The sequence below is a fragment of the Devosia sp. A369 genome (assembly GCF_054489345.1).
The window spans coordinates 1-15,684 of sequence record NZ_JBTMWV010000038.1; the positions used below are offsets into that span (position 1 = coordinate 1).

At 60.4% G+C, this 15,684-nt stretch carries 18 protein-coding genes; 7 read left to right on the plus strand and 11 right to left on the minus strand.

Annotation, left to right across the window (positions count from 1 at the left end; genetic code table 11):
- Positions 1-633: hypothetical protein (locus ACX3OZ_RS20255; protein ID WP_459105433.1), on the plus strand; the 633-nt coding region annotated here is incomplete at its 5' end.
- Positions 634-726: 93 nt separating this feature from the next.
- Here the strand turns inward: ACX3OZ_RS20255 and ACX3OZ_RS20260 are convergent.
- Positions 727-1,263: a hypothetical protein gene (locus ACX3OZ_RS20260; RefSeq protein ID WP_459105416.1), complete on the minus strand. Its 537-nt coding sequence runs from the start codon at positions 1,261-1,263 to the stop codon at positions 727-729.
- Positions 1,264-1,317: 54 nt separating this feature from the next.
- Positions 1,318-1,770, minus strand: a complete 453-nt coding sequence (locus ACX3OZ_RS20265) for a hypothetical protein (RefSeq protein ID WP_459105417.1) — start codon at positions 1,768-1,770, stop codon at positions 1,318-1,320.
- Between the two features lie 285 nt (positions 1,771-2,055).
- Here ACX3OZ_RS20265 and ACX3OZ_RS20270 point away from each other — a divergent pair, with 285 nt between their 5' ends.
- From ACX3OZ_RS20270 to ACX3OZ_RS20280, 3 genes are all read left to right on the plus strand, one after another.
- Positions 2,056-3,015: an alpha/beta hydrolase gene (locus ACX3OZ_RS20270; RefSeq protein WP_459105418.1), complete on the plus strand. Its 960-nt coding sequence runs from the start codon at positions 2,056-2,058 to the stop codon at positions 3,013-3,015.
- Between the two features lie 538 nt (positions 3,016-3,553).
- Positions 3,554-3,814 carry a hypothetical protein gene (locus tag ACX3OZ_RS20275; protein ID WP_459105419.1) on the plus strand — a complete coding sequence of 87 codons (261 nt, stop codon included), beginning with the start codon at positions 3,554-3,556 and terminating at the stop codon, positions 3,812-3,814.
- Between the two features lie 31 nt (positions 3,815-3,845).
- Entirely contained in the window at positions 3,846-4,046 is a 201-nt protein-coding gene (locus ACX3OZ_RS20280) for a hypothetical protein (protein ID WP_459105420.1), read from the plus strand.
- 159 nt (positions 4,047-4,205) lie between these two features.
- Here ACX3OZ_RS20280 and ACX3OZ_RS20285 read toward each other — a convergent pair whose 3' ends face one another.
- The 9 genes from ACX3OZ_RS20285 to ACX3OZ_RS20325 form a co-directional block, all read right to left on the minus strand.
- A complete protein-coding gene (locus ACX3OZ_RS20285) occupies positions 4,206-4,352 on the minus strand; it encodes a hypothetical protein (protein ID WP_459105421.1) in 147 nt (48 codons plus the stop codon).
- 290 nt (positions 4,353-4,642) lie between these two features.
- Positions 4,643-5,743 (minus strand): iron-containing alcohol dehydrogenase PsrA, encoded by a 1,101-nt coding sequence (psrA, locus tag ACX3OZ_RS20290; RefSeq protein WP_459105422.1) that lies wholly within the window; start codon positions 5,741-5,743, stop codon positions 4,643-4,645.
- The gene (phnX, locus tag ACX3OZ_RS20295; protein WP_459105423.1) at positions 5,740-6,576 is read right to left on the minus strand and encodes a phosphonoacetaldehyde hydrolase; all 837 of its coding nucleotides are present in this window, start codon (positions 6,574-6,576) and stop codon (positions 5,740-5,742) included. The genes psrA and phnX overlap by 4 nt, the downstream gene beginning before the upstream one ends.
- A 23-nt stretch (positions 6,577-6,599) precedes the next feature.
- Positions 6,600-7,508, minus strand: a complete 909-nt coding sequence (locus ACX3OZ_RS20300) for a CehA/McbA family metallohydrolase (RefSeq protein WP_459105424.1) — start codon at positions 7,506-7,508, stop codon at positions 6,600-6,602.
- A 33-nt stretch (positions 7,509-7,541) separates the two neighbouring features.
- A complete protein-coding gene (locus ACX3OZ_RS20305; protein ID WP_459105425.1) occupies positions 7,542-8,324 on the minus strand; it encodes an ATP-binding cassette domain-containing protein in 783 nt (260 codons plus the stop codon).
- Positions 8,321-9,301: an ABC transporter ATP-binding protein gene (locus ACX3OZ_RS20310; RefSeq protein WP_459105426.1), complete on the minus strand. Its 981-nt coding sequence runs from the start codon at positions 9,299-9,301 to the stop codon at positions 8,321-8,323. The genes ACX3OZ_RS20305 and ACX3OZ_RS20310 overlap by 4 nt, the downstream gene beginning before the upstream one ends.
- The gene (locus tag ACX3OZ_RS20315; RefSeq protein ID WP_459105427.1) at positions 9,294-10,232 is read right to left on the minus strand and encodes an ABC transporter permease; all 939 of its coding nucleotides are present in this window, start codon (positions 10,230-10,232) and stop codon (positions 9,294-9,296) included. The genes ACX3OZ_RS20310 and ACX3OZ_RS20315 overlap by 8 nt, the downstream gene beginning before the upstream one ends.
- 2 nt (positions 10,233-10,234) lie before the next feature.
- Positions 10,235-11,155, minus strand: coding sequence for an ABC transporter permease (locus tag ACX3OZ_RS20320; protein WP_459105428.1), 921 nt, complete (start codon positions 11,153-11,155; stop codon positions 10,235-10,237).
- Between the two features lie 62 nt (positions 11,156-11,217).
- Positions 11,218-12,660, minus strand: coding sequence for an ABC transporter substrate-binding protein (locus ACX3OZ_RS20325; protein ID WP_459105429.1), 1,443 nt, complete (start codon positions 12,658-12,660; stop codon positions 11,218-11,220).
- 229 nt (positions 12,661-12,889) lie between these two features.
- On the opposite strand from ACX3OZ_RS20325, the gene phnF reads away from it, so the two are divergent.
- The 3 genes from phnF (at position 12,890) to ACX3OZ_RS20340 (ending at position 15,369) form a co-directional block, all read left to right on the plus strand.
- Positions 12,890-13,633: a phosphonate metabolism transcriptional regulator PhnF gene (gene phnF / locus ACX3OZ_RS20330; protein ID WP_459105430.1), complete on the plus strand. Its 744-nt coding sequence runs from the start codon at positions 12,890-12,892 to the stop codon at positions 13,631-13,633.
- Positions 13,634-13,968: 335 nt separating this feature from the next.
- A complete protein-coding gene (locus tag ACX3OZ_RS20335) occupies positions 13,969-14,667 on the plus strand; it encodes a lysophospholipid acyltransferase family protein (protein ID WP_459105431.1) in 699 nt (232 codons plus the stop codon).
- 216 nt (positions 14,668-14,883) lie between these two features.
- A complete protein-coding gene (locus ACX3OZ_RS20340) occupies positions 14,884-15,369 on the plus strand; it encodes a GNAT family N-acetyltransferase (protein ID WP_459105432.1) in 486 nt (161 codons plus the stop codon).
- Positions 15,370-15,684 lie beyond the last annotated feature (315 nt).

The window sequence follows — 15,684 nt, forward strand, 5'->3', positions numbered from 1 at the left end:
GAACTCTTCAGGCAGATCCCAGCCCTGGAGAGGTGCCGCCTGATCCAGGGCGTTGATCTTTTGCTCGATCAGCGGCAGGTAATGCAGCGGATCGAAGACGACGTCTTCGCGGTCCCAGCTCCGGGTCTTGGAACTATTGGGGGCAACATGCACATAATGGTCAGCGCCGCGGTTATGGCAACTCTTGCCTTTACCATCCCAGTTGACGCCGCTGAACTGGTGGGAGCAATCGTGCCGCCCTACCCCAACGGCATGCTCAGCGACATGGGCACATGTATCCCGATGGGAGAGGATTTCTGCGCCTACTCAATTGCAGCACTCAACGAGCAGGACGGGTCGGTGTCGGCGGTCCCTGGGCAAAAGCTTCTCGATCATGCCGACGGCATCCCGAGTTGGGAAATCATCGCCTCACTTGACGTTCCCGAGCGGACCGAGGGGCAACTTTGGGCCTTTGAGGAATGCTATGTGGATGATGTCCCCGATCCCTCGGTGATTGGTCTGGTCCGGGCTAAAGATATGGGCGGATGGCTGCAAACCGAAGATACCCTTTGGGCGGTGCGGTTTGATGTTCGTTCCAATCAACTCATGCAGCTCGATTCCGCTCACGTGAAATGCGTCTTGCCAGGATCTTGAGCCCCGGCTTGTGCGGGCAACGATAAAGGGCCCCGCCGGCTTTCGCTTGGCGGGTCGCTTCGGGCGATCGACGGGTCAGGCCTCCGGACCGGCCTATCTTTTTTTGATGGTCTGAAGATCTAGCACTGCGGTGAACCCTTCCACTCCGTTGCCGCTGCCAATCCCTTCGATTTCCGCGTGCAACTGGATCGTGTCGTCATCAACGCGCTCGGTTTGCATTGAGAGGACGTTGATGTCCTCCCAGGTCAGTGGTGCGGCCCCGCTTTTCGGCTCATACCTCACCGTGAATGGAACAGATGACCTATGCTGCAGCGTTTCAGGGTCCAGCGAAAACTCTAAACGTATCTCTGCCTGCCCGGCTTGTGGATTCACGGTTGGGTGAGCACTGACAACCACGAACACGTCGTTGGGCGCTATATTGACGCCGCCCAACAACATCGGCTTGAGCACCTGCCACGACGCGGTATGGATCTCACGCCCTGGCTCGTTCGGCACGGTGTTCCATGTCGTATAGTGTTGGTGCGAATCCGCGCCCAGCATAAACGCTACAGTACCTGTAGCCTCGTAGACCGGCATTTCCTGGGCCGCGGCCGGGCCTAGCAACAACCCCGCCACAGCGAAAACAGTCATCCTCATCTCAACACTCCCTCCACCTTATTCGAGGCGGCCTACTAAATAGTCCGGTCATGAGGCTGACTGGCAATCGATGGCCAGCATGCCGGCTCCGACGAGATTACCGTCCTGATCCCGCAACACGAGGTCGCGGACGGTAATGGCTGTGCCGGAAACCTCGACGTCAAAGCCATCTGCAATCAGTTGTTCGCCCGGACTGTCGAACACCGAAGCGATATCGAAACCGACACTCAGATGGCGACCGGTCGAGCTGAGTTCGAAGAAAATCAGCCGCCCGTCGGGATCGGTGCCAGGTCCCTGGATTTCTATGTCATGCTGGCCATCTTCAACCCACATGCCGCACGTGTCAGGACTGAAAATATAGCGCCCGCTTTCCGTTGCCAGAATTCCACCTCGACCGTCCAAAGTTGGTAACTCGGCGGTGTTTGAAACCTGATCAGCGACGACGGCACCGGCCAGCGTGATAGACATAATGGCCGTGAGGCCAATCAATCGGGCGAACATATGCTTCCTTATCCGGGGACGACAGACCAAGGCAGTATGGCCATTAGGCCCGCGTGATCAACCCACCGTCAGCGAACAAGGAAATTCCACATCGCCGCCTGCCGGGATGGACGAAGGAGACCAAACGAGCACGCTACTACTCGCTGCCGCGGCGCGTTTCGCAGGCTCGTGGGATATTGGTGTATGTGACACGGCACCGCTCCTCAATAGCATCCTCCTGGCATCGTCAGGGGTGACGAATTGTTATCGTTGGCCGCCTATCGTCCATCGGCGTGGGGGCTGAACATGAATCTCTTTCCGAAGTCGGTACGGTGGACGCTTGGCGTCTTGGTTATTCTCCTCTTGGCCTACATCCTGATCGGGAGCTGGCAGGCGTCGCGGCTCCTCGAAAGCACATTACGTGTTGGCGCGGCGACCGCGCAGAACGCTGGCTGGCCAGCACCCGAGGTGCCGGCCGATATCGGCTATCAGGGAGATCCTAACCGCGCCTTTGGTTACCAGTTCGAGAGCATCGATATCGACGGTCCGTTGGGCCAACTGCCCGCCTGGTTCATCCCAACTGAGTCACCTGGCGCGGCGGCGCCGTGGGCGCTATTTGTTCACGGCATCGGCGGCGGCAGAGAAAATGGCTACCGTTTCCTTCCAACATTTCACGATGCCGGACACCCGGTCTTGTTGATCAGTTATCGCGATGACAGCGGTGCGCCCGTCGACCCTAGCGGGCTCTATGCATTTGGCCTTACCGAATGGCCAGACCTTGAGCGCGCCGTTCGCTACGCTTTGAAAAATGGGGCGCCGTCCGTCATTTTGATTGCTGAGTCGATGGGCGGCGGCATCGTCGGTCAGTTCATGCTTCACTCGGAACAGAGTGAAGCGATTTCTGCGATTGTCCTTGATGCCCCTGCCCTTAGTTTCGACGCCATCCTGACCGACCAGATCGAGAAGATGCATTTACCACTCGCCCCGATCCTGGCGCGGGGGGCTCTGCTCTTTAGCGACTGGTTCTCAACAGTGCCCCTTGGGGAGGCGGAAACTACGGAGGCGCTCGCACGCTTGGATAAACCGTTGTTTTTGTCTCACGGATTCATTGACCAGATCGTGCCGATCGGCAGCAGTGATCGTCTCGTCGCAATGCGCAGCGCTCCAACGTCCTACCTCCGCACTGCAGCGGGTCACATCCAGTCTTGGAAGCTCGATCCAGCGCAGTATGAAGCAAACCTCCGGGCGTTTCTGTCGACGCTGTAAGGCCGCCCACTGGTAAACTCGTGAGAAAGGTGTCGAACCTGGTTCAGCGCAAAGAGAGGCCAGCGAGGCCTACACTCGACGGCAACCCCGCTCTTGCAGCTCGGCATACCTATCGCGGAAAAGCTGCGGCGTGACGGCGACGCGGCGTTCGAAAGCAGTGCACGGCGGCGAGAAAAGACCTAACGGCTCTACGACGGATTTCAACGACAGCCCGTATGTGAGCAGCAAGCGTGCCGCGCCATGCCGCGCGATCTCCACCAAGCGGGGCTTTTTGTTGCCATTATCGCGGTGTCTGATGCCGCTTGGCCTCTAAAGGCTCGGGATGGTGACCTCGAGCCTCCGGTTCAAACGCTACTCTCCCAGTAATTCTATTTGAACACCGGGACTAAGGGCGAATACCGCGACGAGCGGAAATCGCGCCTCATGCGGTTGAGGCCTCACTGCGTTGTTTCCTGAACTTGCCCCTGCTTGGGCAGGGCTTTTTGTTCTCCGCAACCTGCAGCATGACGAGCGCGTTGCCTCAAGACAAGGAGGCCCTATGGCGACGTTCAAACTAATCGACAATGACCTAGCCCAAGAGATTGTGGACAGCGTCGTCGTCTCAATCGGGCCAGCGGTCGCCAGCGTTTCCAACGCGATGGATGGCGATGTCCACACCGAAGAGGGCTATCCTATTCTCAATGGGCTTGTGGCTGCACAACGTGACGCACAGTCACGACAGCAGACTGTGATCTACGTCGTTCTCGAGCCTGACGCTCAATGGGACGAAACATGGGGCGCGCTCCACCCTCAGGATTGAGCTGCCTGGGCGGGTGCGCTATCCTCCCAGCATGCCGCCTTACCTTTGGACCACAGATGACGATGAAGTGGCGCTCGACGCTGTCACCGTTGGCATTGGATTTGATAGCACGGCGCTGCTGGCTGCCGACCTGCCCGCTGAGCCACCTACGGCAAAGGTCTATTGGCCGGAGCGCAACTCCAAGGCGAGCATATCCACGCGCGATCCGAAGGGCCATTCGATCCGCCGGTAGCGCTCTCCTACGCGGAGATCATCGCAGAACGCTATGGCTTCACCCGCGTTGTGGTATCGATCCAGAACCGAGACCTGTGGCACGATAGCTGGGGAGTGCTTCGCGAGCAGGAAGGCTTTGATTGATGTGCGGACGCCTCGCCCGCTCGAAACGCCGAAATCAGCGTGGTCCGGTCGGTATCATTGTGGCAACGGCGCGTTCGTTGGCTCGATCGCTCGGCGCCAGCCCCGCGGCGACGCCGTCGCGATTTGCCTCGGGCTGGCCCTGGCTCATCTTGCGCTTGCCTTCGATCCAGACGATGGGCATCGAGCCCCCAATGGTTGCGAATTGGTATCTGGGACCGTTCACATAACTGCCCACAGAATGAGCACCTCAACGCCAGATCAGTCGAACTAAAGCCCGCTCACCCGTTTAGACTGGGGGCACCGTCAAGACGGCGCTTTTGGTAGGTGCAGCAGTAGCGCGTCCAATAGTCAGAGGCTCGCTGGTCCCAAAGAGGATTACTAACCTGCCCACGCCCGCGGTCGCTAAGCTCAACCACCTTCGAGCTCTGCCGATCTGTACGTGCATACAGGTCACCCGCCGGCGCAGGGGGATCAGCGCACATTGGCGGCCGGAAAGCGATCCGCCGACCCTAGGAAGTTCCGGCCGCGCGGCCCAACAAAGGCCTCCCCAAGCACCTGCAGCCATTCCTCTGCCCCGACGCCCATCGCCGCAGGATCGGCGGGGACGTCAAGACTGTTGAGGAATTGGCGGAGCTTGACGGGAGCCCCATTTAGGTCACCAAAGATGCTCCTCAGCGCCTCGTCGCACGCGGTATTGATGCCAAGCGCCGCGACCATCACCTCCGGCAGACTGAACGAGCAGGCGATGCCGTGCACGACGCCATGGTGCAGGGTGATCGGATACGAGATGTTGTGCGCCAGCGCGGTCATAGTATTGGAAAACGCCAGCCCGGCATTGGTCGAACCGCGCGCCATCAGCTCTCGCGCCTCGGCGTCGCCGAGGTCTGTTTGGAGGCGCGGAAGGGCAATGACGATGTCGCGAGCTGCCGCAATGGCAAATGTGCGTGTCACCGGATTGGCGTTGACGTTCCAGATGCTTTCAAGCGCGTGCGACAAGGCATCAAGCCCGCTGGCGCGCGTCATGCTCCAAGGCAGCGAGGCAGTAATTTCTGGGTCGACCAGAACGGCCTCGGCATATAGGTCCTGATGGTTCAGCGACAGCTTGCGGTCGGTTTCCGGGTCCCAGATGGTCGCCCATTTGGTCAGATCGCTGCCGGTACCCGCCGTGGTGGGAATGGCAATGATCGGCAAGGCCTGGCGCTCGATAGTGGCGCCGGTTTCCAGATAGTCTCGCACGAGTTCGAACTGCAGGTGCCCGGCAGCGAGGAACTTGGCGGCGTCGATGACCGATCCGCCGCCCAGGGCAACGACAACCTCAACGGTGCTGTCGAGCGTCGCCAGCTGTGCGCAGATGGGCTTGAGCATGGACAGCGACGGATTGGGCTCGATCGCGTCTACGACCGCAACCGGGGATCCGGCGAGCGCGGCAACTTTCTCCCGCCACGGCATCATTGGCGCGTCGGGATGGGTCACCAGCAGATAGCGGCGTCCGGCGACGAGCTTGCCGATGTCGGCGATCACGCCGTTGCCGAAGCGCAGGTTGACCGGGTTGAAGTAGGTCCATGCGCTCATGGCTTGTCTCCGCCCAGCAAGCGGGCGTTGATGGCCTCGATCACCGGCATGAGGTCGGCGATGGTGTCGATGGTGTAGTGGGCGCCCGCCTCGCGGAGCACGCCCTGCGCCCGCTGCCGGTGTGCGTCTTGCGCGCCCTCGTCCAGCGCCTGCCAATCGGCGAGCGACAGACCGATTTCATTGCCGCTGGCAATGATGCCGATAGCCCACATGCCGGCAGCGCGTGCCGACACCAGACCCGTCGGGCTGTCGTCCACCACCACGCAGGCGCACACATCGGGCGCTCCGAGCGCGATGGCATTGTCCAGCACCATGTCCGGATAGGGCCGTCCGCGTTTGACGTCGCTAACCGTAACACAATGATCGGGCTCATATCCCTGCACCTTGGCCAGCGGCATCAGGCCATTCATCACGCTGCGGGGATAGCCCGTGGTGCTGCCGATGGCGATGTCGCGGCTGCGCAGCGCGGCGATGGTGTCCAGCGCACCGGGAATGAGAGCACTGTAGCGAGCGCAGTTGATCTCATCGATGCGCAGGAACGCCGCGTAGAGGCGATCCACATCCGCCTGTGTAGAAGCACCGCCTTTGCCCGCCTGCCAGCGCTGGGCAACGGCCGGCTTGGCCAGGATCATCTCGAGGTGTTCGCGCTTGGCGGCGCCCATGGGCGCGCGCGCCTCGGCTTCGGTAATGGCCACGCCGTCCGCGGCAAATGCCTCGCGGAACGCCGCGACGGGTGCAATGCATCCAAAGTCAAGAACCGTGCCGGCCCAATCGAAAATGGCGGTCGAAACGGGGCCGCGGAAGTTGTGCCCCAGCATGTCAGTCTTGTTCATAGTCTTGCCTAACGGATTTTGTCTCAGAACCACATCGGGTTGGACCAGGCGCAGCGGCCCTGTGCGTCCATCACGACCAGTCGGCCCCATTGGCCGGTGAAGCGATCCAGCGGCAGTCGAGCCTGTGTGATGCCGTCGCCGGAGGTGAAGGCAGACAAAGCATTGTGGCCGAGCAGCATGACCTGGGCCGCAGCAGAGCATTCGATGACCAGCTCGTTGCCGTCCTGGCTCATCGCCAGAATTTCAGGACTCTGGGTCGAGTAATAGGTGCCTGCCTTGAGGGCAGCCAGCAGCGCTTCGGGCGTGTTGGCCTCGGATTTGACCATCACCCAGCCGCCAAAGGCATCGCGGTTTTCGTCGCCGGGAATGTTGAAATGCGCGTCGTCGCAGGCGAGCGCGTTGATCTTGCGGCCCGACATCAGCAGATCATCGAGGAAATAGCTGCCGCCGCCACGGGAGGCGTGAATCTGGCTGGTGTGATTGTAGACCTCAACCGCGTGGGCATTGACGATGGCCTTGGCGTCTTGCTGAGTCAGCCCGTACCATTCGGGATGCGGAATGGCGACGAAAGCGCCGGCCTGGAACGCGCGCTCAGCCAGCTGAGGTCCGGTTTCGTCGTCGCCGGTCGGTGCAAAATCAGCAGGCAGGCCAATGGCCAGGATATGCCAATGATCGCCACCTTGCGTTGCATTGGCGTGCAGTTCAGCACCGAGAATGGTGGTGAAGCTATCGGTACGATAGCCGGTCGTATCGGTCAGCGGAAAGTCGAACTTGCCCAGGAAATGGTCCGACAGGCAGAGGAAGTCATAGCCACGCTCGCGGTAGCGGCGGCACACTTCTTCTGGCGACAGCTTGCCGTCGGAGCGGTTGGAGTGCGTGTGCAGATTGCCCTTCCAGAATTGACCGGGAGCATTGAAAGCATCGAGAGACATGGTCTTAATCCAGTTCATGAATTGAAAAATTATCTAGCTTGGAAGCTCGAGGGTGGGCCGGTCGCGCAACAGGGCTTGGGTGATCTCGTGCTGCGGCCTGTCGAACACGGCGTCGATGGCGCCCTCTTCGACCAGATTGCCGCCATGCATGATGGCGACGCGGTCACACAGTTCGCGCACGACCCCGAGGTCATGGGAGATGAACACCATGGTGAGGCCGGTCTGGACGCGGAGCGCCGCCAGCAATTCGAGGATCTGCGCCTGGACGGAGGTGTCGAGCGCCGATACCGGCTCGTCCGCAATCAGCACTGTCGGTGACAGCGCCAAGGCGCGGGCGATGTTGACACGCTGCCGCTGCCCGCCAGAGAGGGTATGGGGCATACGATGCTGGTAGTTAGGGGCAAGTCCAACCTTCTCCAGCAATTCGACAACACGGTCATTGCGCTCGTTGGGCGTGCCTATCCGATGAATATCTAGGCCCTCGCGGATCGAGGTGCCCACGCTCTGTCGGGGGTCCAGCGAGGCCCCTGAATCCTGGAACACCGCCTGAACCGACCGCCGAAACTGGGAGAGACCGCTCGCCTGAAGGGCAAATGGGTCCTTGCCGCCGATCCTCACATTGCCCCCGCTGGGCGCGAGCATGCGCAGCAGAACCCGCCCCAGGGTCGACTTGCCCGAGCCGCTTTCCCCCACGATGCCCATGGTCGAGCCCGATGGAATGTTCAGGCTCACATCGTTCAGCGCCTTGGTGGCCTGTCGCTTCGCAAAGAGTCCCGAGCGGTAGGTAACGGACAGGTTGGTGATTTCGATATTCATGCTGCAACCCTCCAGCACCGGACCTGGTGGTTTTCGGCCTCGACCACTGGTGGTGCGCTGAGACAGTCGACGCCGGCGAGCGGGCAGCGTGGCCGGAACGCACAGCCTTCCGGCACGGCCTTCGGCTCCGGGGCATAGCCCTTGAGACGCGGATGGGCGCGGCCCGCCCCCGGCACGGAGGCCAGAAGGCCGGCCGTGTAGGGGTGACTGGGCGCCTTGAGGAAATCGCGGACAGGCGCGACCTCGATGATCTGACCGGCATACATCACCGCCACGCGATCAGCGATGCGCGCGACGACGCCAAGGTCGTGGGTGATGAAAATGACCGCTGCGCCGGAACGCTCCTGCTCGGACTTTATCAGCCGCAGGATGCGGGCCTGGACAGTCACGTCGAGAGCCGTGGTTGGCTCGTCGGCAATCAGCAATTGCGGACTACGCGAAACCGCCATGGCGATCATCACGCGTTGGCGCTGCCCACCGGACAATTGATGGGGATAGCGACCGGCCATGTCTTCAGGGTCAGGCAGTCCCACCTCGTCAAGAATACGCATGACGGTTTGCTGGCGTTCTTTCCTATCAAGAATAGGGCCTGAAGCCCGCAGGGCTTCTCCGATCTGCCGGCCGATGGTGATGATCGGATTGAGGCCGGACAGGGCGTCCTGCGAGATCATGGCGATCTGGGTGGCGCGGACACGGCGCATGTCCGCGTCCGTTGCCGTGACCAGGTCCATGGGCCCGTTGTGCCTCCGCAGCGTTGCCCGTCCCTCGATGCGGGTACGCACCGGGGTAAAAGGCGCCTGATTGAGGCGGACCAGCGCCTTGGCCAGGGTCGATTTGCCCGATCCGCTCTCCCCGACAATGGCGACGGTTTCGCCGCGACGAATGGTCAGGCCCGCGGAGCGCACAGCCTGGATGGGGCCGGAACCCGTGTCGAAGGTCACGCTCAAGGCGTCGATGTCGAGAAGTATGTCAGCCATTGTTCAACTCATCCATGCGATCGCGCAGCGCATCGCCTGCGATCTGAAAAGTCAGGGTGATGGCGACCACCACCACCGATGGCACCAGCGCAATCCACCAGGCATTGATCAGGTAGTCGCGGCCATCGCCGATCATACGGCCCAGCGACGCGGTCGGCGGTTGCACCCCCACGCCGAGGAACGACAGGCCGGCTTCCATCAACAGAACCCCGGGGAAGCTGAGCGTGACCATCACCATCATCGGCGAAATCAAATTCGGCAGGATGTGACGGCGGATGATCCAGACCGGCCCGCCCCCCAACACACGGCTGGATTCGACGTAGCCAAGCTCGCGCATATACAGCACCTGCCCGCGCACCAGTCGTGCATAGGCTTCCCAGCGCACGAGGCCGATCATCAGGATCAACACCCAGGTGTCGGTTCCCAGCACCGCAATGCCGCACAGGATGAGCAGCAGGTTGGGCAGCGTGATGAACACATCCACCAGCATCATGGCTATGCGGTCAAACCAGCCACCGACCAGGCCCGCGACGACGCCGAGCCCTATGCCAAGCACCGCACTGAAGATCAGTCCGAAAGCGGCAATGCCGAAGCTGGTGAGAATGCCCCACATCGCGCGAGACAGCAGGTCGCGACCGATCTGATCGGTTCCCAGCAGATGGTTCCAGGTGCCGCCATCCATCCATACTGGCGGCGCCATGCGAGCCAGCATGTCGACCCTGTTGGGATCATGGGGGGCCAGCACCGGAGCCAGCGCACCCAGCAACAGGATGAAGGCAAGAACACCAAGCGATATGGTCAGACGATCAAACCCGAGCGCGAAGATGCTGCGCGGTCGCCTGGCCGCGCGCACGGCAGCAGGTGGCGGAACAGCGGCCTGTGTCACTGCGGCTTCGGCCGCCTGATGGGCAGTCTTGAGTTCAGTGGACATGGTCAGGCTTCCAGTCTGATGCGGGGGTCGGCGACGGTGTATAAAATGTCGATCAGCAGGGTGATGGATACGATGATCGCGGCGTAGGCGAGCACGCCGAACTGCAGCACGGGATAATTCTTGTCGAGCACTGCATTGACCAGCACGCGACCGACGCCTGGCAGCGAGAACACCGTCTCGACAAAGATCGAGCCATTGACCAGCCCGGCAACTTCCAGCCCCAGCACCGTCAGCAACGGCACCATCGCGTTGCGCAGGATATGCGTCTGAGCCAGTTTGCGCTCGCTGATGCCCTTGGACATCGCCGTCATCACATGCGGCTGGGCAATGGCGTCCAGCATGGCCGCTCGCTGGTAGCGGGCCAGCGCCGCAATCATCGGAATGGCGAGCGTCAGCACCGGCAGGACATAGTGCGCCGCCGAATCCAGCCCCGTGGTCGGCAGCAGGCCCCACAGATAGCCAAGCAGCAGCACAAGACCGATACCCAGGACATAGTGGGGCACCGCGTAGCCGAGAAAGGCGAACCACATGGCGACTTTCGCCACGGCGCTCTGGCGCCACAGCGCCGAGGCGGCGCCAAGCGGGATCCCGATCAGTATGGCCAGCAGCAGGGCCAATCCGCCAATGGCCAGTGTCGCCGGCAGGCGTTCAGCATAGATCGACCACACCGATTCCTTGGTGAACAAGGATTGCCCGAAATTGCCGGTGAAGATGTTGCCAACGTAGATTGCAAACTGCTCTGGCAGCGACTTGTCGAGGTTCCACTCCTCTCGCAGCGCCTGCTCATGCTCGACGGTGGTGCCTTCGGGGAACATGCGCTCGAACGGCTCGCCCGAGAAGCGGACGGTGAGAAAGGCGATGACCAGTACCAATGCCAGCGCCACCAGGGCGCGCAGCAATCGGCCAGACATGAAATGGATCATAAAAGCTCCTGAAGCTCAGGACGAGGAGCAGGAGGCGGCAAGAGGCCGCCCCCTGCACTGACTTACTTGCCGACCGTGATCTGGCCCGCATGCAGCGGCAGAACATAGGGGCGGTAGGCGACGGGGATCTCGAACGAGATATCGTCACGCATGCCGTAGATCTCGTGGGGTTCGTACAGCAGGATCCAGCCGGCTTCCTGCTGCTCGAGCTCCAGCAGCTTGCGATAAGCGGTCTTGCGGGTTTCCACATCGGCGCCGAAGCGTGCAGCTTCGAACGTGGCATCCCATTCAGGGTGCGACGGTTTCCAGGTGCCACGCTTGGCGTAGTTGCTGTTGGCCGACCAGTGCACGTCCATCGCACCCATTGGGTCGGGATAGTACATCGGGTTGGACCAGGTGCTGATGTTGGTCTTCTGGTGGTCGACGGTTTCGACCTGCTGGAGTTCCAGGTTGAGGCCGCAATCCTGCCACTGCTGCTGGATCACCTGCGCCGCAAGGTTGCCGTAGAGGTAGTAGCTCTGCGTGAACTGGGCGATGATCGGCTCGCCATTATAGCCCGCCTCGGCCAGCAGCTGCTTGGCCTTCTCGACGTCGCGACCGCTATAGTCGATGTCGTCCATATAGAATGGCTCGCCATATTCCTCGAACTGGTGCGCACTTGGGACATGGGCCAGACCACCCCAGAGCCCATCAACCAGGGCCTGGTTGTCGGTGCACAGGCGCATGGCTTGACGGACCTTCAGGTCGACGGTCGGGCCGGAAACCTGATTGATGACCCAAACGTGGAACATTGGCCAGGTAACGCCCAGCTGGCTGATGCCATCGCGCTCCAGCGCCGGGGCCTGATCGGGCGGAATGTTGGCGACAAGGTCGAATTCGCCATTCACCAGACCGGTGATGCGCGAAGCCACTTCCGGCACGAGACGGAAGTCGAGCGTCTCGAACGGGGCCGCTTCGCCCCAGTAGCCATCAAAACGCTCCATCTGGGCGCGTTCGCCCGGCGTCAGCTGCACCACCTTGTAGGGCCCCGTACCGACGGGAGAGAGCAAGGCCTGATCGTAGCCGACGGCGTCGTAATGCTCCTTGGAGGTGATGCTCGCAGTGCTCAGCGACATCAACGCTTCAAATAGCGGCTCTTCGCGCTTGGTATGGATGCGAACGGTCAGCGGGTCGATGATTTCGACATGGTCGAAGTTGTAGTGGAACGTGCCCCAGGCCGAGGTGTATTCCGGGTCGGTGCCACTGAAGATCGGGTCGAGCGACGACTTGACGTCTTCGGCATCCATGGCGGTGCCGTCGTGCATCTGCACGTCGGCGCGCAGCTTGAGCTCCCAGATGGTGGGCTCGATCTGCTTCCATTCGGTCGCGAGACCGGGAACGAAGGACAGCGGACGTGCGAAGGGGTCGCGGGTGATCAGCGTCTCATACACTTGGTAGAGCATGGGAGCGCCGTCATTGCCCCACACATTTGGCGCGAACTTGGAGGTGAAGGTTGGCAGAGCCACACGCAGCTCCTGGGCTGCAACTGGCGTTATCAGCAAGGTGCTGGCCAAAAGCGCTGAGGTCAGCATGCTCTTGATAGTCATGGTGAAAGTCCCTGATTTGCGCCCCCTGATAGGGCCCTCAAAAAACCAGGACACCTGTCACCGCGCCGCATGACATGTCGGTGACAAACCCGATTGGTGCGGGCCGTGGTGGAGAAACTTCAACAAACTGTTACACCAAATACGCTATTTGGCGCGACGCGATGCCACCGAGACAGATTTCATGCCCCCCAGCCGACCCCCGATAGAAATCGAAGCCATCGCCGCCACGATCGCAGCGCAAATTGCCGCTGGAGAGCTCAGGACAGGCAGCAAATTGCCGACGCAGGTGGAACTGGCCGAACAGCATGGCGCAACCCGCCACACCATCAGGCGGGCGATTGAAGCCCTGGCCCAACAGGGACTTGTGCTGAGCCGACAGGGCAGCGGCGTCTATGTCGCGGGCCAATTGGTCGATTATTACGTCAAGTCGCGCACGCGCTATAATGACAACGTTCAGGCTCTGGCCCGAACCTCGCGGATGGAATTGCTGAGCCTGAATCAGCCCCGAGTCAGTGCCGAGCTCGCCCGCGACCTCACCATTTCGCGCCGCGCCCGCATCTTCGATCTGCGTCTGCTGCGCTGGACGGGACGTGATCCGTTGTGCGTCGCGAGGCACTATTTCTCCGCCGACCGGTTCCCTGATTTACCAAACCACATTAGCGAAGCCAGCGGCATCACCGACCTGATCCGGCGGCTCGGCGTGGAAGATACAAGGCGTAGCGACACCGCCATATCGGCGCGCCACCCCACCCGCGCCGAAGCTGAAATGCTGCGCATTCCTCAGGACAGCCCAGTCGTCGTCCTCGAAGGCCGCAATGTGGATACAAACGGCCGCCCGATAGAAATCAGCACCTCTGTTTGGCCGGCATCCCGCATCCGCGTTCATGTCTAGAAGCAAGCATGCACGGAAACCCTACGAAAGGCGAGCCATCGGTTTAGGTGTTGCACTCGTCCAAGACAGGTAGGTTTCGGGGCGGCAACGTCTATAAGCAGACGCACAGCCGAGGTCGTAATGGGCCACAGCGAGGATTCGACGGAGCGGCCGAACCAAAGCATCACATCACTCTTTATTCACCCCTGTAGGATTGCTGAACCGAAGTCCCTATCTGTACGAGCAGTGCGTACCCTTCAAAGGCTTGCTGGGCTCCATCCCCCACTTCCCTGATCATTTTGAGAGATAATATTACGAGCACCACCCATATTCGATCGGTAGCCTTCGATGTCGTGATGGCCGTGTGGACCGGTCTGTTCGCTATCGGAATACCTTGGTTCGCGGTTGTAGGTGGTCCGGAAAAGGCAATTCGTGCCGTTACTCGGCTTTGGGCGCGCGGGCTCCTAGGAGGCTTGCGAGTGGTAGTTGGTTTAGAGCACACGGTGAGTGGTCTCAGGTGTCAGACGCCTTGCCTAATCATCTCCAATCATCAGTCCATGTGGGAGACTTTGGCGTTCCTCGTGATGGCACCTGACGTTGCAATCGTCGCCAAGAACGAGCTGCTGAATATCCCGGTTCTGGGTTGGTATCTACGACGCTCTCCGATGATCATCATCGATCGCGCCTCCGGGGCGAAATCTTTCTCCATAATGTTGGAGCAAAGTCGAGAGGCTCTCTCGCAAGGGCGTTCAGTACTCATTTTCCCTGAGGGCAGCCGAAAAGGTCCCGGGGAACCGGTCAAGTTCAAGCGTGGTGCAGGGCTATTGTACAAGCATCTGGGTGTTCCCGCTCTTCCGGTTGCGCTTAACTCTGGGTGCTTCTGGAGCAACGCAGCTTCGGGGCCAAAATCACCGGGTACAATAGCGGTTTCCTACCTCCCGGTCATTCCACCCGGCCTGAGCGAGGCCGAATTTACAAGGATGACCGAGAGCATGCTTGAAGCCGAGCGGAGCAGAATTTCCATAGCGGCCCAAATCGACCAGCTGCCCGTTTAGGTTGCCAAATCCCGAAAGCTGCCGTCTGTCGTCGCTCAATGCATTATGTAAAGCCGTTGATTTGTCATTGCTATCGTTCCACAATGTTCGAGCAACCTAAAGGCTTGACCTTGATACCGTCGTTCGCGAACGTCCGAGTACGCTAAGTAAGAAGAAATGAGTGTGGGCCAGCCCTGTTCTGGCCCGTTTTTTCATGTCTTTTTCGGAGCGTTTTCCATGGATTTCCGCATCGAGGCTTACAAGCTCGAACAAAAAACCGAAATTATCGAACTGTCATTGCGGGCTTGGGAGCCGGTTTTTACCGCTCTCAAACCCGCAGTGCAGGCATTTGCATATGACGCATTCTTTCCCGACGGGTGGGCGGTTAGACAAGCCTATGACGTCGCGCAAATCCTAGAACATGAGGCCACCGACGTCTGGGTAGCGACCCATCAGGCCGAAATCTTGGGATGGGTCGGTCTTCATCTCCATCCAATCGACCAGATGGGCGAGGTACGGATTATGGCTGTTGATCCAAAATATCACCGGCAGGGAATAGGCACAGCGCTTCTGGACTTCTCGGCGGATTTAATGCGTTGCGAAGGGATGAAAATGGTGATGGTGGAAACAGGAGGCGACCCCGGCCATGCACCGGCCAGAGCGGTTTATGAAAGCGCCGGCTTTCAACGTTGGCCCGTAGCTCGGTATTTCCGAGAGTTATAAACTTGAGAAGCGGTGCACAAATCTTGATTATGCACCGCTTCTCTGCCCACAGCTTGCACGGTGAAAAGTCAGGTGCTCATCTGAACACAAATCACGTCTAACGAAAACGTTTGGTTGGGCGGCGACGTCAGCTTTTGACCGCAAGAGACCAATAGTCGCCAGTCCGCAACCCACCCCAAAAATGACATGGCGGCTGTCAACGGCGGAGTAAAATCCGGCCATTAGGCGGAGCAAGACCAGGCCACCTTTGGCGCGCACATGAGACCGCCGGGAGGGCATAGCCCGAGCGGGGGTCTCATGTGCGCGTGCGATTTT